This window comes from Pseudomonas violetae, assembly GCF_023072615.1.
GTDB classification, from domain to species: domain Bacteria; phylum Pseudomonadota; class Gammaproteobacteria; order Pseudomonadales; family Pseudomonadaceae; genus Aquipseudomonas; species Aquipseudomonas violetae.
In genome coordinates, this window is the sequence record NZ_JAKNRW010000001.1 from 214,700 (window position 1) to 239,891 (window position 25,192).

The window sequence follows — 25,192 nt, forward strand, 5'->3', positions numbered from 1 at the left end:
AGGGTTGGCCGGTGCGCAACGAGGAGAATATGGTGTACGAGTATCTGGGTGTCACTCGGCTGGTTAGGGACGCTTTTTGAACGCCCCAATGATCGACGCCCGGACCGATACTGCGCCATACGACCGGTTGAGATGTTTAGCGCATTCCTCGCGACTGAGTTGAAGGACGTTGTCAAACAACCACTGGTCGTCCTCGGCCGACCAAGGGGTCGGACCTTTGATTAGCGTTAATCCGAGGCTTATCGCTTTGTGACGCACGCGCTTCCCTGTGACCTTTAGCTTTTCGGCACACCAGGTTGAACCGTGAATCGGGTAGTTTTTTCTTAGGAACGCCAGATCGTCGTCGGTCCAGCGCTCCTTGCCGACTTCGGTGGGCCGAACTGGTAGGTAGATCAACCCGTCAATCCATTTCTTGCCCTTGGCCTCGAACAGTTGCTCTATCCCTGCTTTGGAAAACTCACCAGTGTGGTTAGTGAGGAATCGCTCGCGTTTCTCTACAGCGTACGCAGGGCGATTGATCAGCTTCCCGACAAACTCACGGCCTAATTTGATTTCCTTCAGTAGAATTTTGTCGTCGCGCCTAGTCCAGCCTGGGAAGATGCCCAGCTGTTTGGGCCTAAGGCTCACTGCTGCCATCGTACGTCCGAGCTGCTCAGCGACCCATGTTAGAGGCTCGGTCTGTAGATGCTCGAGGAGAAAGATCGTTTCTTCCCGCGACCAACTTGCCGTTGGGATTGAAATCCCTAACTCCCGGGCTCGACGAGTTGTCTGGTAATAGCTCACCCCTAGTTTAGCCGCGATGTTTTTTCCAAGATCCTTGTGGTAGCGGTCCTTGAGATAGGCGTCCATCTCTTTTGTCCAGAGACCGCTCCTCTGGGTGGGCTCGCCCATTTTGGCTTCTAGTTTGGGTAACTGAAGGGTCGCTGCCTCGGCGTTAAAGTGCTTCACTGCTCTGCTGAGATCGTGCACTGAGGCAGATTTAGGCTTCTTGTCTGCTAGAGCCTCAGCCAGTCCCAACGTAATGCTCATCGCCGCCACATCAGCTGGCGTTCTCTCAAGAATTTCTGCGATCAGCAAGGAAGATCTCGATCCCTGGTACTCCTGCCGCAAAATGTGCTCATCACTTGCAGGCCATGTACTGACTTTGTTGCTTCGGCGCGGCCAAGGACCTGTGCCATTTGGTGGAATGTAAGCCCCCATCGCCACTGCCTTCTCGTAGGTCTCCCTCAGCGTATGCCTCAAATGAAGCGCAGCACTTTGAATTCCTTGCTGAGGAACGTACTGAGTCAACATCTTCAAATCTGTGGAAGACCATTTTGGTGTCATGCTTTGCCATCTCCGGGGTGGGCGTTGTCAGGCGAGTTGCTTTGGCTAATTAAGGCCAGGTTTTCCGTTTCGAGGATGAGGTTTTGGGTCTCAAGTGCATAAATTCTAGCTTCGGCCGTGCTCCGTGCAGAGGTCGAATCGCCCAGCTGTCGGGTAAGTAGGTCAATTTGAGCTTCCACGCCAGCTCTTGCAAGGTCTAGGGTGTGCTCGCGGCTTCCAGCTTGGTCGAGCTTCAGCTCCAGATCACGAAGTTTGCTGTTCAACTCTCGGACCAGAGCAGCGCTGCGCGTGACTTCGCCCAGCAGCCTCTCGTTGTCGCGGTTCAGTGTCAAATTCTCTGATAGCGTTTTGGCTTTATCTGAGCTCTCAGCCGTTAGTTGGTTCCGCACCTTCTCCAGATCGCCTCGCAATTGGTCGAGGGCATCCTTATTTGCCGCTTTATCCATCCTTCGATCTTCGGCGGCACTCTTTATGTAAGCGTCGTAGTGCATCTTGTCTTTAGCGGCCTCGTCCGTGACCGCCGTAAGCTGGCTTCGCAACTCATCGTTGGCTGTTTGGAGATCTCTGAGGCTTTTCGCCTGCAGCGCCATATCGATGTTTGCCTGGGCGTTCTGTTTCGCCATGTCTTCTAGAGCGGCTGACTTTTCCTCAAGCAGACGTGTCGTCTCAGAAAGCAGCGCGTTCGTCGCCTCGTTCTCCCGCTGAAGTTCATCGAGGTCCGCCTTTCCCGCGTCTAGGACTTTCTGAGCGGCTTCCTGTCCCTCCGCAACCCTCGCTTCCGCTGACTCCTGCAGTTGACGGTGGAGCTTGAACACCAAGTCGGTCAGCGCGCATTGCACACGAACGTCGTCGCCAAGCAGATCCTTCTCTTCCTGCTCAATCTCATTCATGAACTTCAGGACGGTGGTGTTCGACCCACCGGTGATCTTTACCACGGCGCGCAGCGTTATTGGGTCGCCGCGGTCCAGCAGCTCCTGGCGGGCGGCTCGCACGGCTTCTTTGCTAGTTACGCTGCGGGACATGGTGACACCTCAAAATAAGGGCTTGACAAATGGAGAAAGGTCAATTTAAGGAAAAATTCCAAAATTCTGTTTGTAGCGTAGCATACCGCACCGTAACAACCGTATCATTTCGAAATTAATAGAATTGAGGGCGTGGTTTTACAGACGAAATAAGGGAATATTAATTCGTCTGTAAGGTCTGGGGGTGCGTGAGGGGCCCAATTTCGCTATTTGAGCGATTCGGCGGTCACTTTGAGTACGAAGGGGCTTGAGAGGTGTGTTGCTGACAATATTGAGATTAGAGCGCTACGGTGAGCCGCTATATTTAGGGTAGTACCGGTGCGCCCGTTACACCTATATTGGCGACGAAAGGCAGGCATGCCCTCTGAGCTGGAGCCCTGAATATCGACCGCTAGCCACCGGCACCACGCAAACTCCAGGGAAGCTAGGTTCGGCCGCGTCGCGGGGAGCCATTCTCTTGCGCGCCGGCATGGGACCGCCGCGGGCCAGGCGCAGTGCCCACCAGTCAGATGAAGTGCCTCTGGTGCTAGGTAGTCGGTCCAGGCGCAGTTCCTAAGGCGTTGAGTTTCACATTTGCAGAAACAGCCCGTGGGAGTTTCATATTTGCGGAAATAGTGACGCAGGAGTTTCAAATTTCCCAGAAAAGCGCGTTACTCAAGGCCGGTCTTGGACGATTAGGTCCGACTCTGCGCAGTCGCCAAGTCGGGGCTATGGCCCTACCAATTGATGCCTGTCAGTAACGATCGCTATGTAAACCGGGGTGCCCACATGGTGCCGTTCGCGCTGCTAACTAAAGGATTCATCATGGCCTGCAAAAAACTACTGTTTATCCCTCTTTTAGTTGCCATCGGTTCAAGCGTCGCAGTGACCTCGGCCATCGCTGGCCCCAGCCTTTGGGTGTCAGCTGATCGAGTGGAGCGGCACACGTGCCCGTCAGACAAGTGTGGAGTTGTTGGTAATCTCATGTTCCGTGAGGGTGTTGAGGTTTTTGAGGCCAAGGGTTCCTGGGTCCGTATCACAAAGCCCTACTCGGCGTCCTGCGCCAACGGCATTAGCGAATATGTGAAGAGCGGCAAGGATACTTGTGACCATGCCAACGGTATTAAGAACGGACTATTCGCGGAGTGGGTCTCGACAGCGTCACTCCGTAAGGCGAGACCCTCTGACCCTGGGGAAGGAGCTTCAGGAGATGATGCTCTCGTCAGCCAATCTGATGACTACGGCCGGTATCGCTCTCAGTTCAGTAAAGCCGCACGGCAGATGATTGATGAGGGTACCTGCACAGCGGCCGACTTCGAAGAAATGGGTGGTTGGATGGCCTCGCCAAATAAAGGCGTTGGTGTCTATTTCACGTACTGCGGTGGAATGAAAACAAGCAACCGACTGTATTTAGACGTGGCCACTGGAAAGGTCAGCAGATAAATGGAGTGCCGGGTTGGTTCCGGCACGATCGGTCCAGCGATTCAATGGTTCCACTTACAGAGGAGCCACACCATGAATACCCACACCACCACAGCGCCAACATTTTTTGACCGCCCTACCGCGCAAGCTGCAATTGATGCGCTGAAAGCGGCTCTCGGCGGGATCGATATCGGTTTCAAAATTGAACCGGGGAAAGGTAGCTTTTCCCATGACGAAGTTACCGTGCAGATCAAGATGCGGATCCCGGGGGCAGCAGATCCTACGCGGGTTCTACTCGAAAAAATGTGCCGCGCGTACGGATTCGACCCTGATGCGTCATTGAGCGCTATTGATCTGGGAAGCTACAAGCTCGTGGAGTATTACCCACGCAGTCCCAAGTACCCGTGGGGAGTTGTGACCGCTGCAGGTAAACGGTACAAGCTCCCCCACCAGTCGGTAGTGACAGCAATGGCGAAGCGTCGTCAGGATTAACCCCGTCGAGATCTCTCAGAAAAGGGAGCGCCGGTGAATCCGCCGCTCCCTTTTTTGATATGAGGTCGGGTAGATTTGCTTTAGCCACTATAGTGATGGCTATGAACAATAACTGTTTGGTGGGATCATCCCCCGCTGAATTATGAGATGGGGTTTTGGTTGATGAGTGGCGCCAACGCAGGGAAGCTCGTTTTTGTACTCGCCGGTGCTGCGATGAGCGCGTGCGCAATTATCCCTACCATGCATTATTTTAACCGACACGGTGTCCAGACCGCGAAAGCAACCGGAAAGCGCGAGGGTGAAGCGAGGGAGAAAGCGAGGCAGGAACGGCAGCGGGCTGCTATGAACGAAACCCTCAAGAAGCTGAACGCCGAGGCTGAAGCCACACGCCGGATGTTCAAAATGACCCTCGCTCTGTATTCAGTCGGGTTTGCGTGCGCGGCTAGCAGTGGTTCTGTAACGGACGAGCACAAGGCCCACATCGAAGAATACATCGTTGGGGTGTCAAAGATCGCGATGCCGCAACACATACGGACGAAGATGGATCAGGTGGCTCTAGCCCCACCAGACGTTAAAACAGCATTTAGTCACGCGGCCAGCATAGCGAAAAAGGAAACCTGGGCGTTCTTTGATGAACTCGTGGGCTTTTTGTTCGATATCCAGGGCGGAGCAAATGCGGGACTGATGACCTTTCGCTCCGAATGGTTCTATTTACGGGAAACGGCGTGAGACGAAAAAATGAGTAGTAGCGTCGAACGTTATGCACTCCGCCTGGCCATTCGCGCACAGCGTAGTACTAGTCCGCAGCTAATCTTGATGCCCTCTTCGGCCGATGCCCAAAGACTCAATTCGGCGCCAGTTAATCATTTATACCTCGAGGAGCTTGCGCTTACGGCACCACTGATCAGCCCTCCGATTCTCGACGATAGCGCCGCGATTGATGCCCGCCTTTTGGGTTTGGAAGCAGCGTTTCACGCCCAAACGATATCGAGGGTGTTCGCCGAGACGCGCCGGTCAATGGTCCAGGCCGTGGCTGTGCCTTTTGGGCTAGGAAAGTTATTGAGCGCAGCTGACAGGACCGGAGGGAGCGTGGACACAATCCACAATGCCCGTGCTGGAGTCTATGCGACAGACGAGGCCCAGCAGGCATATGAGGATCGTGGTAAGTGCGACAAATACGATTATCACCAGAAAGACCGGCGCTACAGAGAAACGAACGCTAAAGCGACTGAAGAGCGGCTGGCAGGAACCCTTCAGGACGCCTACACCGGGAGTGTGCTCGGCTTAAATGAAAGCCAAAGTCTTGATCACACTATCGCGGCCGAGGAAATCCATAATGACCCGGGTCGGATATTGGCAGGGCTCAACGGCGCGACTCTAGCCAATGAGGAAAGCAACCTAAATCCCACGACCAAGACTACTAATTCGGCGATGGGGCAGAAGTCGGCGACGGACTACGTTGCTTGGCTCGAGGATACAAAACCTGCGCGCGACGCGAGGTTGGCTGAATTGCGCGCTATGGAGGCGACCGGCGAGCCGATGAGGAAGGATCATGCCCAGGAACTCGCCAAGCTGACTGAGCAGGAAGCAATAGCTAATAACCCTGAACCACTACTAGCGGCAGATCGTAAGGCCAGGGCCGATTACGAGAAAGAGATAAACAGTTACTACCGGAGCCCCAAGTTCGCTGCTGACTGTGTTGCAACCAGTGTCAAAGCGGGCAGTCGCGAGGCGTTCAAAGCCGCTGTGGGAGCGGTCCTCGTTGAAGCGTTCGCTGGTATCTGGGACGAGGTGCAGGACTGGTATGAGAATGGCGCCACGGAAGACAGCGTTGCCACCGAGCTCAGTCGCCGAATCAAGCGCGTAGGATTGCGAGTCGCTAAGCAATGGAGAGGCGTTCTCGGCGCTGGCGCCGGGGGCTTCATCTCTGGGTTCCTGGCTAACCTTCTCACTGTCCTGATAAATGCCTTTATCACGACAGCCAAGCGGACAGCTCGAATGATCCGCGAAGGTGCGTCATCTTTGATTACTGCCTGCAAAACTGTGATCGCCCGGCCTGAAGGGATGACACTCGCGGAAGGGTTTCACGAAGCCTCCAAGGTGCTCATGGGTGGGGCGATCATTGTTGGCGGGGTTGTGCTTGAGGAGGCGATAAGCCTTCAGCTAAAGGCGATACCAGTAATTCTGCCGTTCGCAGACTTGGCCACCGCAGTGATCGTTGGTGCAGCAACAGCCCTCATCTCCACCATGGCGGTGTATATGGTCGACAAAGCAGACATGTTTGGCGTTAACCGCGCAAAGCTGATGGAGCACATGAACGCTGAGTTGGACCTTTCCCTACAGCACCAGGCATCGCTCCAGGCACAGCTGCTCGAGCAGCTTCAGGCACAATTGGTATAACGGTTTCTGACTCGGGGCCCGCCGGGCGCATGGTCGCGACACTCCCCTTTAATTAGCTGCTGCCTTTAAACTGATCGTCTGCCTTTATCTCAATGCCGTTTGTCGCCACCGCTGATGCTGTAGTCGTCGGCGTCCTATGCTGAGGTGTCTACATAAAGGCGATTCTGGCCGGATCGACGGAGTCTGGGGATGGACAAAGCAGAGTTGAGCAAGCTGCTGGAGCAACAGGTTCAAGACAAGCTGCGGGAGGGCTATAGCATTCCCACTTACGCGTTAGATGCTGCCAGCCGGGACCGGGTAAAACGGGGCCTCAAGCCTCATGGACACGAGCTGCCTCACGAAAACAACTCTGCAGAACATTGGCAAGAGTACATCAGGGAGTTGGAGGCGGGAGCGGGTACCTGCATCCATGAACGACCTGCGCCTGAAACTTCCATCCCCACACCAGAATCCTCCATAGCATGCAATCAGAGCTGTAGTAGTGCTGGGCTATGGAAGGCGCGGCGGCACTGACCGGAGGCCGTTCCGACCTCGAAATGCGTACAATCCTGAACTCCGCTGCGCCTGTCGCGGACTTATACGCGGCCAGTATTTTCGACGGTCAGGTTTGGAATTCTTAACTCACCGCGAGCGCCCAATGAACTGCTGCAACTGCGTATTCAGCGGATTTTTCAATTGCCGATGCCACACATATGATGGGCAGACATCCAACCCCAGCGGTCAACATCCATGCCCCTGCTTCTGAAAGCTGTAACCATATTGGTGCTGATTGCCCTGCTCTCCGCCGTATCGAAACGGATGAAAAGACACTGCCAGTTCGCCCTGGGCGTTGCGACGCTTTCGATTGGAATTGTGCTTGCCTGCATGGTGGGCACCGCCACCGAGATAGTGCTGCCGGGGATGACCGGGCTATTCGCGGGCGGTCTGGCCGGCGCCTTGGTGGGTGGGTTGGTATTTTTGATGCTTGGCGGAATTGGTGTTGTAGCCGGCGGCGGTATTGGGTTTGGTCTTGGTTTATGGAAGTTGGTGATTGGCGGTAGCGTGGTCGGGGTGTTCACCGGTACCACTAGCCTCATGTTTGGTGGGTTCGGGATTCGGACGACCCAGATTTTCCTCGTGAGCCCTTTTATCTGGTTACCGATCATCCTTGCATCTATCGGTGTAATACGCCGCGCGATGGCTGGACAGCCGACGGCGACTAAAAGCAGCAAGAAAACAGCCCCTAGCGTTGAATTGTTGGCAATTGCCGACTCCAGCCAACCGCGTACGTAAATAGGCGCCCCAGTCTGCAGACTTTTACAAGCAGCTAGTTAAATAGCATTGTAGGTCATCGATGATTTGAGCATGAGAAGGCCGCTTCTTCCGGCCGACGGATACCTCGAAACGCTACCGGCACCTTTTGGAACGATTGTGGATCAATAGTCTATTGGTCCACGCTTCCTTCCGGAGGGGTTACGATGGCTCGCCCACGAGCATTACCTTGCCCATCAATTATCCGCCCCAAGCTTTTGACGGCGGCCAGCATCCCGCCAAAAGGGGACGATTGGCTGACGGAAATAAAGCTGGACGGATTTCGGCTAATGGTGCGTATAGACCAGGGCGTCACCCTGTTCACAAAAAACGGCTATGACTGGACAAAGCGTATGCCGACGCTTGCGAAGGAATTGCAAACGTTGCCGGTGCGCACAGCATGGTTGGATGGGGAGGTGGTTGTGCAAAACGCTGAGGGCATCCCGGTGTTTCACCGTCTACAGTCGGCATTTAACAGCGGCAACACCGCGGATCTACGGATCTGGATTTTTGATTTGCTCTTCATCAATGGGGTTGACCTACGCGGCCTGCCATTGAAGGAACGACGCTCGCAGCTTTGCGATTTGATGAGCGAAGTTGATCTGGAGCATGTTCGGGTTTCCGAGATCCTGGACGCGGACCCTCGTGATTTGCTTCACAATATCTGCGTGATGGGCATGGAAGGCATCGTCTGTAAAAAAGCCGGCAGCCCATACATTTCCGATCGCAACGGTGACTGGATAAAGGTCAAATGCCACAACTCCCGCGAGTTTATAATTATCGGATACACGCGAGGGTTCGCTGGAAGTGGCTCCTTACTACTCGCACTGCACGACGAGGACGGCGCCCTGCTGTATGCAGGCCGCGTTCGATCTGGATTCGATAACCGGACATTGTCTACCCTTCTCGCCCGGCTAAGCCTATTGGTGGTTCCTGCCTGCCCTCTGCCATACCCTCCTAAATCTTCAAAAACCACCATAGTCTGGGTAAAGCCGCAGGTCGTATGTGAAGTGAAGTACGCCGAAATCACACCAAATGGCAAAGTGCGCCACCCCGTTTTTAAAGGACTCCGTGACGACATACCGGCAGCCGACATCGGTCTTGAAAGCTAAGCCCTGGCATTTGAAATTGCAGTCCACTTGACCACCCGTTTGCATTCGACCTGACCAGTCTGCATCGGATTTGACCAGCACGCTTTGTGGCCATGATCGGCAGAGAACGGCCAAAAGTGGACAACGAATTTTCGGTGTTGTTAATTTCAAGCGCATTCATTTCTCGTATCAGGCCGCGGCGTGCAGTCGGCGCCGAGCCTCCTCGACCCGTCTCACTGCCTCAGTAGGCGAGTTAAAGACAACGGTCGCTGGAATGCGCAAGACCGTGTAACCCTCTGCGCTAATGACCTCGTCGCGCGCGGCGTCTCTGGCCTTGGCATCGCGACTGCCGTGCCACGTCTCTCCGTCGATTTCGACCACGAGTTTCTCGTCGATTAGAAAGTCTCCCCGGAATTGGCTCCATGCATAGCTGCGCCCGATGTGCAGTCTGCCGAGCCCGACCTGGGTACGTAGCTTGATGCCTTCACCCGCGATGCAACCTGGTCCCGTCGTCATCTTGTACGCGGAGACCATGGTGTCGAAGAAGGCCTCTTCCGCGGGAGAATCGCAGGTAAAGCGCATGTCCTCAACGGTAACCGACTCATTGATGCGGGCGGCGACCTTGGCCGCCTGCCTCTTGCGTTCCGGCTCATCTCGAATGTCGCTGTAGACCGACCAGGCAATTAGGCAGCCTACCCCGAGCAACGGCCAGAAGAAAAAACCAATGACTATCAGTACAGCGGATAAAAGGCCGCGCTGGAAATAGGTCATAAAATCACTCTTGCATCTGTAGAGAAACCGTAAGTGTATAGCTCCTACCACTGGAAGTAGCTATTGGTAATCTAGACCTCCAATTGTCGTTAGCGGCCCTTGGCCAAGGGCTGCTATAGGTCGCTATCTGCCGGTCATGCCCACGCAGCATGATGGTCAAATCCGATGCAAATGATTGGTCAGGTCAAATGCAAATGGGTGGGCAAGTCTGTGCAATTACCTACTGGCAGTCATCTTTGCGACTAGGGAAACTATTCTGCAATTTGTTTGGCTTACCGGTAATGTTTCATTTGCCTCAATAATCCACGTTCTTTCATGGGGCGGCCTCGAACTTTAAAGGGCGGGAACAGAGCCGGCGCCACGTATAACCGAAAGTAGCCTTTGCTCAGCCACGTCACCGACCAGGCGCTGGCTTGCGAGCTCCGTGCCGTTCGTTTGGATTACTTGAATTGCTGCTGGGCCGAGCAGGCCATTCAACTCGAGTAGCTTACGGTCAGATGCACTGCCGGCAGTGACGTCGACCCGGATCAGATGAAAGTCACGCAGAAGCCGCTTCACGTCTGGCGCTGCGAAGGATTCAAGGGCCGTGTTCTTGCAGCTCACACACCATTTTGCTGTCCAATCGACCAGCGCAGGCCTGCCCGCGGTCTTCGCCTCGGCCAGCGCGTACGCAAGCTGTCCAGGAGTGTTCACTACCAGCCATCTTGATGGGGGCGCCGAGGTTGAGAAAAGTTCGTGACCAACTGGACGCGTTGGATCTCCCTCGCCCTTGAGCATCCCACACCAAGCCATAACCCCGTAGAGCAGCAGGAGTATCGCGCTGCCCCGCATAAACACGGTTTTGCCCGGTTTAGAGGCGCGGTAAGCCACCAGCGAAACGCCGGCGCCGACAGCGAGGAGCCCCCACAGCCCGAGGGTGACCGGCGAAGGCACTATGCGATCCAATAACCAGATGGCTACACCGGCTAATGCTACTGCCGTCAGCAAGCTAAATGCCTTGGCCCATTCCCCTTTCTGGGAAAGGAACTTTGTCCCGAGTAGGCATAGCACCAGCGGTGACATGCACATGCCGAGACACAGGGCAAAAAGCTTAAATCCTCCCCCCACGATGTCACCAGTGGCGCTGATGTACGTTAGGAACTTAGCCCCGGGGCCGTAGATGCTTGGGGCAATCGCGATGGTCGTCAGCAAGCCCAAGCAAGCTGCCGCTACGGCGTGACAAACAGGGCTTTTCAGATACGATTCGGAAACTCGACGGCGCACCTCCGTAGTCAGCCTTGGGGCTACTCCTCCTGCCGTGAATACAGCGACACACAAAAACAGCAGCGTGAGCGGAACCAGTACCCATGTTGATTGAATGCTGCCCTGCAGGTTGAGCGAGGAGCCGAACTGGGCGATCGATGCTCCTAGAAGTGCGTAGCTTGCCGCCATTGGGAGAATGAAGGCGATCGCAATACCCACACCGCGGCGTCCACCTGTTCTGCTGAGCCTACAAACTGCGCAGAATATCGGCACAAGAGCTATGACATACGGGCTAGTAATCAGGGCGAGACCTGCAGCAAACGCGAGCACCAGGTGGAACAGACTCCAGGGCGCCGCTGCAGCTGTCCCTGCCCCCCTGCCGATTAACATCGTTTGTCCGTCCGGCGGATAGCACAAGCCCTTCTCAGCGCAGCCCTGGAATCCGACGTGCACAGTGAAGCTTTCATTTCCCCTGTTCTGGACTGGCAGCCTCACGTCGACGGTACTGTGGTAGATCACCACGTCTCCAAAGTAAGGGTCGGACTTATCTTCGCCAGCTGGCAGTACAGGTTCGCCAGCGACGATGTTCTCGCCAGCAGACATTGCAAAGCTGAGTTTGGATTTGTAGAGGTAATAGCCTGGCGCGGACTCGATTCTGACCAACACGGAGTCGGGCGTTTCGGTGGCTGTGAATTTGAAGGCCTCGTGGACCGGCAAAAAGCTATTGGCGCCATCCAGGGGGTGAACTAAAGATCGCTGTTCGGTAGGAGGAGCTGCTGCGGCCTGGGTGCTGAGCAGAGCGAGTAAGCAGGTGAGCAGAGGCAGAAGAAAACGTCGGATCATTAGGGCGGGTACGCTTAGGAGGTGCACCAGTGGTGCTTCATGGATTGGACCCCACTCGTTCAAAACAGGGATCCGTTTTCCAAAGCCCTACAAAGAGAAGTCGTCGGCGCCGTTGCGATCTTCGTCAAGCATCTAACCTGATAATGCCGACGTGTAGGTAAACGAGTAGCCAAAGTCGTCGTCATGATCTTCGCGGGAGTTGCCCCCGGCCCTTAGGATTTTAAGTATTCCTTCTAGCTGGCCAACAATTGTGTCGCGCTCACTGTGGCGCGTGCCCTGCAGTAGGACGGTTAGCTGCTGCAGCGGCGGCGCATCGTCTGGCCGCCGCTGAACGGCGCCGGCCGCATTCATTCCAGCAGTCTCCCCAGTGCCCGAAGACTCTTGGAACAGCGAGAGCCCAGGTGCTTTGCGCTTGTACGTGAAGGCATAGCGGACCTGTTCATCCATGACCGATCCCCAGTCGTCTCCATCTTTTAGCCGAGTCAAAACAGTCTGAAGTTGATTTAGCATCGACTCACGACTGCTCTCCGGGTTGCCCTGGATGAATACCGTGATCTGCTGCAATGGATAGGCATATGCAATCCAGCTTGTACTGGGCACCTTCTCCCGCCCAACCTCTGCGTAGACCACTTCGCAATCCCTGGCTGAAGCCATGGAGCTGCCCAACCGCACGGACGTGGTCTTGTAGGCCGGCACATGTGATGGGATTAATCGCAGGGAGGGCGCTTCTGCTAGCGGCTCTGCGCGAAACTTGGAGATAATCTTCTTGAGCATGGTTAGGCCCCGATCTGAGGAATTGATCAAGCAATAGGGTCAACAGAACTCGTCATTTACAGACGTACATCTTTCCTGAGGAGTCGAATGCGATCGAACCTTTGGCGAAATCGCCGCATACCTGCCCCGAAGCGACAGAGCCAGGGTTATAGGACACCTGCTTAACCCAGCGACCGCTGGTGCAATACAGGGGGGATCCAGACGCAGATTTGCTCACCAACCCGTTCGGAGAACACGACGCGGTTTCAACGTTGGAGCCAGAGATAGCGAGATCTGCAACAGTCGCCCGCCCCGTTGTGTTCAAGGTGGCGGATGCGATGTTGCCGCTGGCGGTTACCGACACCGTGTCGAGGTTCCAGACCTCATTAATGTTGTTGTAACCCAGCAATAGGGTGGTTTCCATTCGGTTTAGCTGGGCGTTGGCCTGCAATTTCCGCGACAGTTTGTCATCCAGCCCGGCTTCGGTACCCGGAATACCAATGGTGCTTCGGATGAGGTGCGACGCGGCGTTGATCACGGTCGTCCCTGGGAGATTGTTCGCTACAACCCCGTCCCAATCTTGAATGATGTTTTGATCAACGCTGAACGTGGCAGCAGTGCAAGACGTGGAAACCGGCGAGTTGTATTTGTTCATCGCCCCAATGCCGCCCAGGTATGGCGGGGTGGAACCCTGCAAAATGGCGATCGCGTTGGCACAGGAAGGGTTGCCCGGCCAGTTGCCCGTGCTGGTTCTAAATACCCGCGCCGCGTCGAGGATGGACTGGGTGTCCTGAGCTGTCAGGTTGGCCCTCTTCTCGTTGATGTCCTCCATATAGGAAGGAACGGTGGCCGCGGTGACCATAGCCATGATCGCAATGGCTACGGCCAACTCAAGAAGGGAAAAACCTGATTGGCTATTTGGGCGCATGTTCGGACTCTTGCTGGCTGTCAGATTGACATTCGATCGCACCATCATTTCAACCGACGGACGAAAGCTCAACCCAAAACAGGGTCTCGGAATCTGTGAGTGAACGCGGGGAGGTTTTCTGCCGGTGACCAAGCTCTGCGTCAACCCGTCGGGGGTTGCCCTTCACGGTAGCCATCGCGATGCATCTGCCTTAATTGCAAAGTCGAGTATTCGAAGTCATACGTAGGAGGATGACGATGGCCAAGAGTCGCGGCTGTTATCCTGTCCTGATAATGAAGAACCTCTCCGGACGACTCGCCCATGCCTGTTCCTAACTATTCGACCATCTCTATTCTTGCATTCAGCCCCTTGGCCGGCGTTCGGCGTGCGTCCGGTACCACGATGACGACCATTTCCGAGGTAGATGAGCGGGGAGCTCGATTCAAGGCGGACAGCGATCAGCTTGCCCAACTCACGAAGCAGGAGGACCCAAAGCTACGCCTTGCATTCGCGTTCCGGGCGATGGATCGAGCACCAAGCGCCCATCTAAGGGACTTAGTACCCTTGGAGATGATGATTCTTCACTACGCCCGCACCCTGCCCGCCTGGCCCATCCTTGGCCACGCGCCCTCGCTGAATATCATCACTCTAGACTGGCCGGATGGTGAGGGTTATGAAGTTCGGGCCTATCTGGTGGGCACCAAGGAGCCCATGTCACCTGAGCAGCTTCCATTCTTCTACGAGCAGCAGCGAGAGTCAGTTCAACCCGCAGTTGCGGCAAAGATGCCGCCGGTTCGGGTCTAATCGGAAATGGACTGACGATGGGAGTTGAGGAGGTCAGCCCTCACTTCGGTATGGACCATGACGGCTTTTGAATTGCAAGGCTGACGCCAGAGTTGTGGTGAACGCCTCGATGGAAAACACTACGGTTTTCCGAGGCGTTTGTGATTTGATCTAGCGGCCCATCCAGTAAGCAGCTGTTGCAATAAACACCACGGAAACGTCGTACGTCACATAGCCCCCTCTCAGTGTTTTGTAAACATTGCAGCGCATCTGCCCGTCCCCCAAAGGAGGAGTTACCAAGATTTTTCTGCTTCTATTCTGGTTCAGGTCCAACGGCGCAGAAGCCAACTCTCCCGTCTGAATCCCGGAAATAATAATTCCTTTTGACGGCGCTCCAGATAACCTTTGCCTTGTCAGTTGTTCCAAGCCTCTGAGTCCTTGGGCAATCAGACGCACGCACTGGTCATCCAACTCCATAGCCAGGTTCTTGCCACTTTCCTTGGGGGGCCACCGCAAAAATGCCCCCTTCCGAATCGAAACGGGCTCCTCTAACAGATTTCTACTGGCTTGCTTATATCCATGCGCATCCCCAGAGAATGAATAGGCTACGTTCTTGTGAAAAATCGGCCCCAAAAAACTTGATTTAATTTTGGAGAGGTACTCTTTTACATATGCCTCTGTGTACCATCTGGCTTCACTCATTACTCTGTTTTTGTCCGCCGCCGCGTAGGCGCCATTGAGCACAGCACAAGAAAAAACGACTACGGCAAGCACTCTTAACTTCATCTGAGATCCTTTCCAATTTCGGTTGTCCTAACAAACGCCGAACCTCGCCATCTTCTGCCGAGTAACTCAGCATTTAGACCTATCAAGGCTAGGCTTCCGGTAGATAGGTGCACCAAAGCTTTTTGTCCTCGGGGTTCCTACCTGGCCTCCAATAGACTTCACCACTAAGCTCGTTTGGCACCTTGTACACAATTTTTGTAGTTAGCTTGATCAGAGGATTGAGTGACCGTAAACGTATGCCATAGCCTTCACTCATGACGGTTTCAGTAGTATCGAATGTGTAGTCTTTTCCGTTTTTCGAGATAAAAAGGCTTCCTGCGAGTGGTAGCCGGCCCTCGTTGTCAGTATTCTTAAAAGTCGCATTCACCGTCAGGAAACGGGCGTCAGGATCTGCCTTCACCGTTGTGAACTGGTTCCCGGTATTTATAGATTTGCTGAGGGTGCAATCGTTGATTGTCACATCGAAATACCCAACTTGGGCACTCATGCTTTCCCGCTTTTCTTGAAGCCCTTTGAGGTAGTCTGTTGCATACACATTGTAGGCATTGGTGGCCGTGCTACCAATGGCGCCTACGCGACAGATGAGGATGTCGAAGCCATCCTTATCAAGCTTGTGTCCCTCAAGAGCCTCACCCACTGCAACATCGGCTTCATCAAAGTCATGATCCATCAGGCGGCTCATGGCTTGCTGCTTCCGATACTCCTTGAGCTTCATCACGTCATTATTAAATTCTTTGCCCTTGCGCTGCGCGTAGAAGCGTTTGAGGAGCGTGTCCTGACCACGAGCGAACCCAAGCGTCTCGGCAGTCATCAGGACCTTCTGGATGGAGAAGAGGAACTCGCTTTGTTCCGCGGACAGGTTAGATCCGTCGAGTTGCAGGTTTTCACAGTCTGGTAGCGCCGAACTCTTGGTGTCCTTCTTCGCGGCTGCAGAAACAAAGGAGGGTGTTGCGAGACATAACATCAGGACCAAGGCGAGACGGCTGGTAGACATATGAATACTCTTTCCATAGATCGTTTGAAGGGGATCTAGCCGTAGAGACCCGAAACTCAAGCGCAAGGCCTGGGGCCGGTACTAAATCTCAGCTTCTTCCCGGCGACGGTACATCGTGCGTGTTCCCTGCTTTCTTGCGTACTCAAGCGAAAAGTACTCAAGATTCTTCGCAACGTGTTTGCCGAATAAATTGCCATTTCCACCTTCGCCGCCTAGTTGGTCCCATAGCTCTTCGCCCACCAGCTTGCGCACATGGGTTTCCTCGCCGAAAGGCAGGCGGCGAGCGTTCATCCGCAGGGCTGCCTCCACAAGGAACCACACGTTGTAGTGAGGCTCGCTTGGGTTGGGTACGTGGCGATTGTCCATTTAGTAAGTCTCTGAGAGTGGCAGGATTCCGTATACTGGCCATTTAGCCCTGCTAAGTAAATCGCGTCGTTAGCAGAGGAGCCTGAGGTTGATGGCGCCATGGGATTGGAAACGTCGCAGAGTTACCGCAGAGGCTATCGGGTCGGTCGATGTAAAACAGTGCTCTAGATAGCTCCCAGGCCGGAAGGTAGTCGCATTGGATACTCCAGTTAAGTTGCTACTGTACGAGACGTCGCTCGTGCCTGAGTTCTGAGACTGGGTTTCAGGAGCTCAATGCCTAACTTGTTGGTTCGGGGTCAAAATGAATCAGCACGGTCCATCAAGGGAGTGTGGTGTGAAAAGATTTTTCATGGTTGGCCTAGCCGCGCATTTAGGCCTTTTAAGTGGTTGCACAGGCATTCAGACAACGAGCCCTGGCGTCGTGGGCGTCGACCGAACCCAGTACATGTGGAACGGGTATTCGCAGAACGACGTTAACCGTTCATTCGCCCTCACCTACCGTGACGGTGTGAAGAGGGCTGAAGCCGCAGGATTGCTTATAACGGACACAACGTTGGGCAGGCACGTCCAAAGCGTCACAGTAAGACTGGTAATGCAGACTCATGTATTTCGACCTGATGCTGAGCAGTGGCCGTGGTTCGTAAACGTCATACAGTCCGATGAGGTTAACGCGTTCTGCGGACCGGGAGGCAAGATTGTGGTCTACAGCGGGCTCATAGATAAGCTCAAGCTTACCGACGACGAGTTGGCTATTGTCCTAGCGCACGAAGTGGCACACGCACTTCGGGAGCATGGCCGCGAACAGGCATCGTCCAGAGCGGTATTCGAGCTTGCGGGTGGTGTTGGCGCGAACGTGTTGGGTGCCGGCACCCTCGGGAAATCAGTGATCACCAAGGCGCTCAATACCGGGGTGGGTCTACCGTTCAGCAGAACGGATGAAGAGGAAGCGGACCTCATCGGGCTGGAATTGGCAGCTCGAGCAGGGTTTGACCCGCGCGCGGCATTGACCCTCTGGAAGAAGATGAGCGCTGTGAATAAGGGCCCGTCGAGGCCATCCTTTCTGAGCACTCACCCTAGTGATGCTGACCGCATGACGATGCTTGCAGCCGCTATGTCGAAAGTGATGCCCCTGTATGTTGCAGCGAAACACTAAGTCGCGTTCGATAGCGATTAGAGTCCCGGCCCAGTGCCGGGATTTTCGTTTATTAGCCGGCACCCGCATCCGCATCGCCGATTAGCGAAGCGCCCCTGCGGCCGGCTATGCGGTGCTTAAATTCCGAACCACCATTTTGGATGGAGTCGATACGAAATCCGGTGGAGAATGCCAAGGCTAGGCATCCTGCCTAGTCGCCGGGAAGGCGTGAATCTGAGTAGGTTATGGAGCGCGATGCGAGCCTTTTTAAAAAACCTCAGTCAGGGTACGGAAGCTGACGATTCGACGGTAAACGTTAAGCGCACGACGCTCATCACCGTCGGCCTTATCGTCGTTGTTGTGATGGCATCCATGTGTGTTCTAGCGTTCTACGCTTCCTTCAAGGCCCTTAGTGCCGCGAGTGCCATCGACGATGCGTGGCAAACACAGCGAGTTCGGATTCTCGATATTGAGGCCCGCTCTGTTCAGGCGAGCACTGACTCAAACGATGTGAAGGTTAACCAATCCAACATTCAGAAAGAATTGGTTGAAACGAATAACCGGCTTTCCTGGCTGCAGCAGACTGTTCAGCAGTCGGTTTCGTACCGGTCTACCAAAGACGCTATGGATGCCGACCGAGCCGCGGTGCTGGCCAAAGCTGATGCCGAAAAGGCCGATGCTCAGAAGCTGATGGTAGCCGCGGAACAGAAAGGAGTAGAGAACTTCGACCGCCTTTTGCTCGCCAGGCTGCAGGAGCGTTGGGTGCGCCCAGAAGGTGCAGCAGCAGGAAGTACGGTTGACCTGGTTGTGCATTTCGCACCAGACGGTACGATTACCAATGCCATGGTCCCGAGACCGAGTGGAGTGAAGGAGGTTGACGATTCCGTGATTAAGGCAGCAGCTGACCTCGCGAAGATTCCAGAAATGACTACGGTCAACCGTGGTATCTATATGAAGTATCTTCAGCAGCGTGAAGTGAAATTTTTAATGTGATTCGGCTTATGGGCTGGTCACCTAGAGATCACGATAAGGTGGCCCCTGGCGCAATGCTCAGGGGCACCAGTCACACGAGCGGCTGAGCAGCAGGTGGGTCGGCTAGCAATGTTAATTGGTCAGCGATCCGCTCGCCTTCCGGGATCTGATAGTGCCATCCATCATAGAGAGCCTGCGCCTTCTTCGGGCCGATCCCCTTAACGGCTAGCAAGTCTTCGACGCTGGCGTTAACCACTGCGTAGACCGAGCGAAAATGCTCAAGCAATTTCCTCGCTGCGACGGGGCCACACCCATCAAAACCCTCGACACTGAACACAGCTTGACCTGTGCCGGCGGGTACCTTCCCTTTCCGCATGGGTGGTATATAGCCTAAGCCCTTTGTTTCATGGGACAACATACGAAAAATTATCCCAGCGGCTCGCTTCGGCGTTTTGTACCAGAGCACCGTTTGCCCCATCACGACGGCGAGATAGCTTAAGGCGCCGTCCAGCGCGTCAGGATGGATTTTCGATCGAACCGCGAAAATGTCTCCCTCGATTAGCCAGATATTTCGCTTGAAGCTGAGCGCCATCTTGTTGGTTTGGTTGATAAATCTTCCATCGACTATGCTTTGTACCAAATCCACCGCTGTCTTCCTCTCCAGACATAAATCTGCAGAGAGTACATAATCTCCGACCTCCAGATTGGCCATCTCAACCTCGGCACCTAACTCACGTAGTGCTTCGGGAATTCCTGACGGCGCCTCGCGCGCGTCCACATATATTTTGACCATTCTGTTTTCCTGGTCCGGTGAGTGTTCAGATAAATATAACGATCGGAGCGGCTTCCGCAACGTACATCCCGCGCTGTCACGGGGAACATTTCGAACCCCCGTTTTGGCTTTGAGATTCGATAGAAGCCGTTACCCTATGCTCACAACCTGAGAGGTACGTGGTGTGAGTGAAAAGAATCTAGCGCTGTTGGGGTCCGCCGTTGGCTTGGTACTCATTTCTATGTCAGCGGTATCCCTGATCATGGTTGCATCCGTCCGCACGGATATGAGTTCGTATGCCAAGACGTCGACCCAGCAGGCGGAACTGATCCAGGCCCAAGACCAACAAGTTAAGCAGCTCCAGGCGATAGTTGCACAGTTGAAGGAGAATCAACTGGCGATGCTGCCTTTGCTCAGTGGTACCCCCCTTACTGAGGAAATTGCCGACGGCTCCCCCCCGGTGAACCCTCAGGAAGGCGCCGGCACGACACTTGATCCTGTTGTAACCGAACCCGCGGCGACACCTGAGAAACATCCACCAGTGGCGGCGAACACGCAGGCTGATATGCCCCGTGGGAGCCTGGGAAGCACTGCTCCGGTAAAATCACTCCTTCAAATGGGCCCTGCAGCGCCCGTGCCTGTTGGCGTAAGGGTGTTCCCAGCTGGTGGCAACAGTTTTGTCGCCCCTGTACCAGAAGCGGCGGAGAGCGGCGCACCGCAGGCCAACATTGCAGCGCAGGGCGACACTATCCTCGCTGCACTTCAAACTCCCGTCACGGGGCTGAAGTCTCACCCGGTCCTTGAGCAAATCAAACAACCAGCATTAGTTGAGTCGCCCTCATCCAAGCCTCTGGAAAACGTGGATGGAATTCTGGTCCAGCACATTGTGGCGAACTGGAAACGCCCCCCGAGCGCGCGTAGCGGCATGGCAGTAGAAATCGTTATCAAAATGTCTAGAGACGGGGCCGTGCGCTCAGCTCAAGTCGTGTCATCGAGCGGTGATAAGGGTTTTGATAGATCTGCAACCACCGCAATAAAAGCGGTGAAGCCGATCAGAGAGATGTCTCGGGTGTCTGATGAGGCCTACAATCGACTTTATCGGGAGCGCAGAGTGAAGTTCAGCCCCGAGGATCTTGCGGGATAATCAAACCAGCCGGCCCATCAGCCGGCTTTTTTGTGCGCGTCACCACCTCGGATGCGGTGTTCGTTTAGAGGCCTGTAGAAAGCCTTTTCCCTACGCGGGCGGTCACCAATCCAGCATTCAGAGCGTCCCGAGACGGGCCCCAGGGGCGCGACTGCAGTCACTTCCTTCTTTGGTCTGCCTATCGGGTTCGTCTGCTAGATGAACATGTGCGCGTTACACTGCACCTCCTGGTTGCTAATGTGCAAACGCACCTGTGCCTTCATGTTTTGAGCCGTCGAGGAATCCCCATGGCAGTTACCTTCTACGAGTGTCGAATGGCTTGTGCCTCGAATCGCGGACTGGTTGAGAACTATAACGGCCTGCGAAATAGCGCTGCAGGCACCGAGTTCCTGCGCCTCTTGAGCACTCGATCGACGGTTCAAGTGGATATGAAGAGACTATCCAGCGGCGCGTTGAAGACGAGTCGGGGGGGTATTGTTCATTTTGCCCATGACATCTGGAAACGAATGCCACTGGAAGCGCGCCAATGACTGAGAATCGCATCCTGCGCACAACGCTGATTACTGAGCCTACCCGTGAGTCATTGATTGCTGCGGCTAACAGCGCCGCTGCGTACCAGGCCGCGGCGGTGTCGGGGAACACAGCTGCCGCCTACACGTCAGCTGTACGGCATTTTCAGTACGACTGGGGTAAGGTTTTGCCGACTACAAGCGACGTGGTATGCGATTACCTCGCTGCCTATGCAAAAAAACTTTCGGTCAGAACTCTGGAAGTTCGTCTCGCGGGAATCTCGGCTTGGCACAAGCATCATGAGTTTACCGACCCTACGAAGGCCCATGAGGTAAAGCTGACGATGAAGGGCATCCGAAAGCTTCACATGAAGCCCCCCAAGAAGGCGCGTCCCCTCTCCCTTGATCTGGTCCGCAAGATCGTAGCGAGCCTCGATGCACAAATTGTCAGCGCTGTGCACGGGATGCAACAGTCTGCCTCCTCCCAGGGTGGCCCCGTATCCGATCTTGCCGGCCGCAAAAAGCTGCGCAAACAGCTATTGAGGGCTCTTCGAGACAAGGCATTGGTGCTGCTGGGCTTCTGGCGAGCGTTCCGTAGCGATGAACTGTCGCGCCTAACCGTTGAAAATACTCACGCGATCAAGGGCGAACAAATAGAAATCTATCTGCCGTTCTCAAAAACAGATCGAAGCGCTAGTGGTCAGACCTACAGAATGGAAGCGTTGCGCGAGTTGTGCCCGGTATCTGCGTATGTTGATTGGATCGAATCGGCCGGCATCACCCAGGGACCGGTGTTCCGTAAGATCCACCATTGGGGTGATTTGGACGAACTCGGCATTGCCTCCAAGAGTATCGGGCCACTGCTGACTGAAATGTGCGTCAATGCGGGGCTTTCGGCCGCCAGTATTTCTACCCATTCCATGCGGCATGGGTTTGCGAACTGGGCTGTTGACGAAGGGTGGGATCTTGACTCCCTGATGAAATTTGTCGGTTGGAAAAGCCATAAAAACGCGTCCGGCTATGTGCGAGCGAAGTTTGACTTCGGCGCACTTAGTCTCGCTCAGAAAGGGCAGAGCACCCGAATCCATCGCAGTGAGGCTGAGGCCCTAGGAATTGGTCAGACTTTCATGGGCATCCCAGAGAACATTGATGAGTCTTAGGCTCATCTCATCGCGGCTTCTGCTTGCTCATCGAATTCCAGAAGCCGCATCACTGCCACCGCATCAGCCGTACTGTTGATGCGTCCGTAGTCCGGCACATTGCCATCACCCCGTAGCAGTGTCAGTGCAGGCTGGCCAGAGGCGCCGTAGCGCGCTCTAAGGGCCTCAATGGCTGGCCCCCTACCCTTCACATGAATCAACCGATATCCAGCCAGCTTGGGGTTAATTGAGGGGCTCAGCACACCCAATGCCATTGCCCTGTTACAAAGTTCGCACTCAACGTCTCCCCAAAAGATCAAAGCCTTCTGCGTTGCAGCTTCGGCCGCGCCTAGAAATGCCTGCGCCTGGTCCGCCGAGGTGGCCCTCGTCCAGAGCTCGCCGCCGGCATCTTGGGGCGCCTGCTCGTGCAGTAGTGGCATGAGTGGGTCGGAGTGCCCGCTGAATCCGCCACCGAGGCAGCTAACCCCGTAGACAACCATGAAGATCCCAGCCACCGCCTGAGGCTTCTGAATTCGGCTTGCGCCTATACCACTCAGCAGCAAAAAACCTGAAGCAGCAGCACACAGCCCAATGGCTATCAGTCCTGCCGGGGCCCACGATATTGCTGGCAGCGCAACGAGGATCAGCGCGGTGAAGACGCCGGCCACCCCAAGCGCAGACCGGGCTGGTGGATTTTTTAACAGGATTTCACCAGGTCTCAACCGTGAGCTCATTTTCCCCCGCTCGCCCTGGCAGCCATTAGAGAAGTGAAATGATCTACCAGCTCCTGGTCGGCTTCGGCCCACTTTAATGCGTCAACCATGTTATTGAATGCGCGATCGGCACCTTTAGTCTTACTCACCAGTACCTCGCTTTTTTCAACCGAAAGGACCCAATGCGTGCCGCTTTCACGGATAAGTGTGCCTGCGGAGATGGTTCCGCACTTCGAAGCGATGAGCATGGTGTTCTCCAGTATTCCCAGCCTTGGCTGGGGAATGAAATTACTGCAACCCACTAACCTGTGGGCTCGCTGTCAGGGCGGAGTGAGACTTTATGCGAGCAACAATCCGAGGCTTCACGGCTGCGCGGCACGCCGTAGTGAGGCTTTGCCTGGTGCGGGCCACCTCTCCGTTAACAATCACAAGCTCAAAACCCGGGCCCAGAGCGGCTAAGCCGGTGATGCAGACCTCGGAGTCTTCGGTATAGAAAATCAGGTGCATGGCACCGTCGACTGACTGGACCATCCGTATTGCCAGGTGATTTGGCCATAGCGATTGTTTCGGGATTGTGGGGATTTGTAGCTGCGAGCTCTAAAAATGGCTTCATGCGTGAAATGAAACCCTCTGCCCTTGCTTCCCTCCTGTTGTGCTCAACGACCATCGACACTGCGATGCAAAAGGCAGCTGTCGTTAATAGGGCCAATCCGGCTTTCAGCATCGTTGATCGCACTCGAACAGTTTCGCGGTTGTACAGGAAGGTTCATTGCGAACCTATCCTAGGGGCTGTAGTCGGGCACGCCAAACCAAAACCATGTCACGGAATCATTCGGTGGCTGAGAGTTCGGCTGCCTTAACGCTAGGACAACTCTTGCCCCTCGCCACCTTGATAAGCCTGTGGGCCAGCATGCACCACTTGAGGTAAGCATCGAGCCTTACGCGATAGTCCGCCCCTGGCTTTTTCCCGGAAATGCCTGCGTTGTGCATTTGGCTTTCGATGTCGCACAAGGCGATACGCAGTACCAGGTTAGCGCGAATATGCCGTATCCGGTTGTGAGCATCCCGGGGGGTAAGCCCGGCCAAGCCAAAGAGAGGAAGATCTGCATAGCATTGGGTTTGGAGGTTTACCCCATTCCACAGCAGCGACGCCGTGTGACGATCGCGTACAAGGTCACTGCCCTTCCTTCCGCACCCCTTGCATATCACTTGCCATCGGGGAGCAGATTTTCCTTTAAATATCCGCTCGAGGTTGCCGCCGGCAAAGCACGTGTCGCAGGCCGCCAATGCGACCTCCAAAGGGTTGTGAGGGCCGTAAACAAGAGTGGGCGTTTCGTGATAGTGCTGCTCAGACGCCAGAGTTTCCAGCAAGGCCTGTCGTTGCACTGTGAGATGGTCTTGAGGCTGCCCTTTAGGTGATTCAGTCATACAAGCATTCCATGCTACTAATTCCAATGAGTGTTATCGCCCCTTACAGAGCATGGGAGTGTTGGATAGACGCTGCCAGACGGCGTCATAGCCTTCTGTGTGGGTGGCATTCACCTCGACCACCTCAAGGCACGCACCATCCAGCTGAGCGCTGTAGGCCTGCACTACGGCCGGAGGGACGATCAAATCGTTCAGTCCGACGATGTGGCGCTGCGGCACGCTGCGAAGCTTGTTCCTGAATTGCAGGGGCGTTATCGGGCTCTGGAGCGGGGTTAGCTTGTGCAGGTTCGTCCAATAGACTGGGTCGACGTTACCTGCGAGTGTCTGCACTTGTTCGACATCATCACGCATGGCGGCAAGAACCAACGCGATCTCACCGCCCCCAGAGTGCCCAACTAGCTCGATTGACTCGACCATGAACCGACTTTTCAATCCTGATAGCGCTGAGTTCATGGAGTCTATTTCGGTCTTGGAAAACCTTGATGCTGTCCAAACACCAGGGTTGCAACTGCTGGAGGTAACGAACTGGCATGGTCTTGCCAGGTAGGCGGCCGGGCCGGCGTCCTTTACCGCGAGCCGAAGCATGAGAGACGAGTGTGGAGTCGGGTCTGTGCTGGGCTGAGATGAGGTAGCCCATGCGTGGCCATCACCCTCGATGTAGACACGAAGGTGCTTGTAAGTCCCTGCCGCTGGAACCATTGCCTGAATTGGAAAAGAATTAGTCGGTAGCACCAGTGGATGCAGCGGGCCGGCCGAGTAGTTTTCAAGCCGCACGCCAGATGCACATCCGCTCAAAAGACTAGAAATAAAACCGGCAACAGCGATTAATTTGAGCACTACCTTCCCTTCCTCAGTGCAGCTCTCGATAAGGGCCTTCAAGGCGCCTATCGGCAGATGCAACCGCAAGCAGAAAAAC

Annotated in this window: 25 protein-coding genes; 11 read left to right on the forward strand and 14 right to left on the reverse strand. The window is 55.0% G+C overall.

Going from position 1 to position 25,192, the window contains the following annotated elements:
• Positions 1-63: 63 nt before the first annotated feature.
• On the reverse strand, positions 64-1,326 hold the full coding sequence (locus tag L9059_RS01025) for a hypothetical protein (RefSeq protein ID WP_247286018.1): 1,263 nt from the start codon (positions 1,324-1,326) through the stop codon (positions 64-66).
• Positions 1,323-2,348 (reverse strand): DNA-binding protein, encoded by a 1,026-nt coding sequence (locus tag L9059_RS01030; protein WP_247286020.1) that lies wholly within the window; start codon positions 2,346-2,348, stop codon positions 1,323-1,325. Before L9059_RS01030 ends, L9059_RS01025 begins: the two co-directional genes overlap by 4 nt.
• An 804-nt stretch (positions 2,349-3,152) precedes the next feature.
• Between L9059_RS01030 and L9059_RS01035 the strand changes: the two genes are divergently transcribed.
• The 6 genes from L9059_RS01035 (at position 3,153) to ligD (ending at position 9,043) form a co-directional block, all read left to right on the forward strand.
• On the forward strand, positions 3,153-3,770 hold the full coding sequence (locus L9059_RS01035) for a hypothetical protein (protein ID WP_247286022.1): 618 nt from the start codon (positions 3,153-3,155) through the stop codon (positions 3,768-3,770).
• Positions 3,771-3,842: 72 nt separating this feature from the next.
• Complete coding sequence (locus tag L9059_RS01040) at positions 3,843-4,241, forward strand: hypothetical protein (RefSeq protein ID WP_247286024.1); 399 nt, start codon at positions 3,843-3,845, stop codon at positions 4,239-4,241.
• Between the two features lie 162 nt (positions 4,242-4,403).
• Entirely contained in the window at positions 4,404-4,970 is a 567-nt protein-coding gene (locus L9059_RS01045; protein ID WP_247286026.1) for a hypothetical protein, read from the forward strand.
• 9 nt (positions 4,971-4,979) lie between these two features.
• Positions 4,980-6,641 carry a hypothetical protein gene (locus tag L9059_RS01050; protein WP_247286028.1) on the forward strand — a complete coding sequence of 554 codons (1,662 nt, stop codon included), beginning with the start codon at positions 4,980-4,982 and terminating at the stop codon, positions 6,639-6,641.
• 729 nt (positions 6,642-7,370) lie between these two features.
• Positions 7,371-7,913 (forward strand): hypothetical protein, encoded by a 543-nt coding sequence (locus tag L9059_RS01055; protein ID WP_247286037.1) that lies wholly within the window; start codon positions 7,371-7,373, stop codon positions 7,911-7,913.
• A 185-nt stretch (positions 7,914-8,098) separates the two neighbouring features.
• Complete coding sequence (gene ligD / locus L9059_RS01060; protein WP_247286039.1) at positions 8,099-9,043, forward strand: non-homologous end-joining DNA ligase; 945 nt, start codon at positions 8,099-8,101, stop codon at positions 9,041-9,043.
• A 168-nt stretch (positions 9,044-9,211) separates the two neighbouring features.
• On the opposite strand, the gene L9059_RS01065 is transcribed toward ligD, so the two are convergent.
• From L9059_RS01065 to L9059_RS01080, 4 genes are all read right to left on the reverse strand, one after another.
• Positions 9,212-9,793: an endonuclease domain-containing protein gene (locus L9059_RS01065; RefSeq protein WP_247286041.1), complete on the reverse strand. Its 582-nt coding sequence runs from the start codon at positions 9,791-9,793 to the stop codon at positions 9,212-9,214.
• A 333-nt stretch (positions 9,794-10,126) separates the two neighbouring features.
• Positions 10,127-11,878: a protein-disulfide reductase DsbD gene (dsbD, locus tag L9059_RS01070; RefSeq protein ID WP_247286043.1), complete on the reverse strand. Its 1,752-nt coding sequence runs from the start codon at positions 11,876-11,878 to the stop codon at positions 10,127-10,129.
• 132 nt (positions 11,879-12,010) lie between these two features.
• Positions 12,011-12,652, reverse strand: coding sequence for a hypothetical protein (locus L9059_RS01075; protein WP_247286045.1), 642 nt, complete (start codon positions 12,650-12,652; stop codon positions 12,011-12,013).
• 52 nt (positions 12,653-12,704) lie between these two features.
• The gene (locus tag L9059_RS01080; RefSeq protein WP_247286055.1) at positions 12,705-13,559 is read right to left on the reverse strand and encodes a prepilin-type N-terminal cleavage/methylation domain-containing protein; all 855 of its coding nucleotides are present in this window, start codon (positions 13,557-13,559) and stop codon (positions 12,705-12,707) included.
• A gap of 300 nt (positions 13,560-13,859) precedes the next feature.
• Here L9059_RS01080 and L9059_RS01085 point away from each other — a divergent pair, with 300 nt between their 5' ends.
• The gene (locus L9059_RS01085; RefSeq protein WP_247286057.1) at positions 13,860-14,342 is read left to right on the forward strand and encodes a hypothetical protein; all 483 of its coding nucleotides are present in this window, start codon (positions 13,860-13,862) and stop codon (positions 14,340-14,342) included.
• Between the two features lie 150 nt (positions 14,343-14,492).
• Here L9059_RS01085 and L9059_RS01090 read toward each other — a convergent pair whose 3' ends face one another.
• From L9059_RS01090 to L9059_RS01100, 3 genes are all read right to left on the reverse strand, one after another.
• Positions 14,493-15,107: a hypothetical protein gene (locus L9059_RS01090; RefSeq protein ID WP_247286059.1), complete on the reverse strand. Its 615-nt coding sequence runs from the start codon at positions 15,105-15,107 to the stop codon at positions 14,493-14,495.
• An 88-nt stretch (positions 15,108-15,195) separates the two neighbouring features.
• A complete protein-coding gene (locus L9059_RS01095; RefSeq protein ID WP_247286061.1) occupies positions 15,196-16,101 on the reverse strand; it encodes a DUF4352 domain-containing protein in 906 nt (301 codons plus the stop codon).
• Positions 16,102-16,182: 81 nt separating this feature from the next.
• Positions 16,183-16,467 carry a hypothetical protein gene (locus L9059_RS01100; RefSeq protein WP_247286063.1) on the reverse strand — a complete coding sequence of 95 codons (285 nt, stop codon included), beginning with the start codon at positions 16,465-16,467 and terminating at the stop codon, positions 16,183-16,185.
• Between the two features lie 349 nt (positions 16,468-16,816).
• On the opposite strand from L9059_RS01100, the gene L9059_RS01105 reads away from it, so the two are divergent.
• On the forward strand, positions 16,817-17,620 hold the full coding sequence (locus L9059_RS01105; RefSeq protein ID WP_247286824.1) for a M48 family metallopeptidase: 804 nt from the start codon (positions 16,817-16,819) through the stop codon (positions 17,618-17,620).
• A 234-nt stretch (positions 17,621-17,854) separates the two neighbouring features.
• Positions 17,855-18,592 (forward strand): TonB C-terminal domain-containing protein, encoded by a 738-nt coding sequence (locus L9059_RS01110; protein ID WP_247286071.1) that lies wholly within the window; start codon positions 17,855-17,857, stop codon positions 18,590-18,592.
• Positions 18,593-18,662: 70 nt separating this feature from the next.
• Here the strand turns inward: L9059_RS01110 and L9059_RS01115 are convergent, their stop codons facing one another.
• Positions 18,663-19,364 carry an ERCC4 domain-containing protein gene (locus tag L9059_RS01115; protein ID WP_247286073.1) on the reverse strand — a complete coding sequence of 234 codons (702 nt, stop codon included), beginning with the start codon at positions 19,362-19,364 and terminating at the stop codon, positions 18,663-18,665.
• A gap of 163 nt (positions 19,365-19,527) precedes the next feature.
• On the opposite strand from L9059_RS01115, the gene L9059_RS30695 reads away from it, so the two are divergent.
• Complete coding sequence (locus L9059_RS30695) at positions 19,528-20,487, forward strand: TonB family protein (RefSeq protein WP_247286075.1); 960 nt, start codon at positions 19,528-19,530, stop codon at positions 20,485-20,487.
• Between the two features lie 526 nt (positions 20,488-21,013).
• A complete protein-coding gene (locus tag L9059_RS01125; protein ID WP_247286077.1) occupies positions 21,014-22,156 on the forward strand; it encodes a tyrosine-type recombinase/integrase in 1,143 nt (380 codons plus the stop codon).
• A 2-nt stretch (positions 22,157-22,158) separates the two neighbouring features.
• Here L9059_RS01125 and L9059_RS01130 read toward each other — a convergent pair whose 3' ends face one another.
• From L9059_RS01130 to L9059_RS01145, 4 genes are all read right to left on the reverse strand, one after another.
• The gene (locus L9059_RS01130; protein WP_247286086.1) at positions 22,159-22,869 is read right to left on the reverse strand and encodes a hypothetical protein; all 711 of its coding nucleotides are present in this window, start codon (positions 22,867-22,869) and stop codon (positions 22,159-22,161) included.
• Complete coding sequence (locus L9059_RS01135) at positions 22,866-23,096, reverse strand: hypothetical protein (protein ID WP_247286089.1); 231 nt, start codon at positions 23,094-23,096, stop codon at positions 22,866-22,868. The genes L9059_RS01130 and L9059_RS01135 overlap by 4 nt, the downstream gene beginning before the upstream one ends.
• 580 nt (positions 23,097-23,676) lie before the next feature.
• Complete coding sequence (locus tag L9059_RS01140) at positions 23,677-24,276, reverse strand: hypothetical protein (protein ID WP_247286107.1); 600 nt, start codon at positions 24,274-24,276, stop codon at positions 23,677-23,679.
• 33 nt (positions 24,277-24,309) lie between these two features.
• The gene (locus L9059_RS01145) at positions 24,310-25,113 is read right to left on the reverse strand and encodes an alpha/beta fold hydrolase (RefSeq protein ID WP_247286109.1); all 804 of its coding nucleotides are present in this window, start codon (positions 25,111-25,113) and stop codon (positions 24,310-24,312) included.
• Positions 25,114-25,192: the final 79 nt, after the last annotated feature.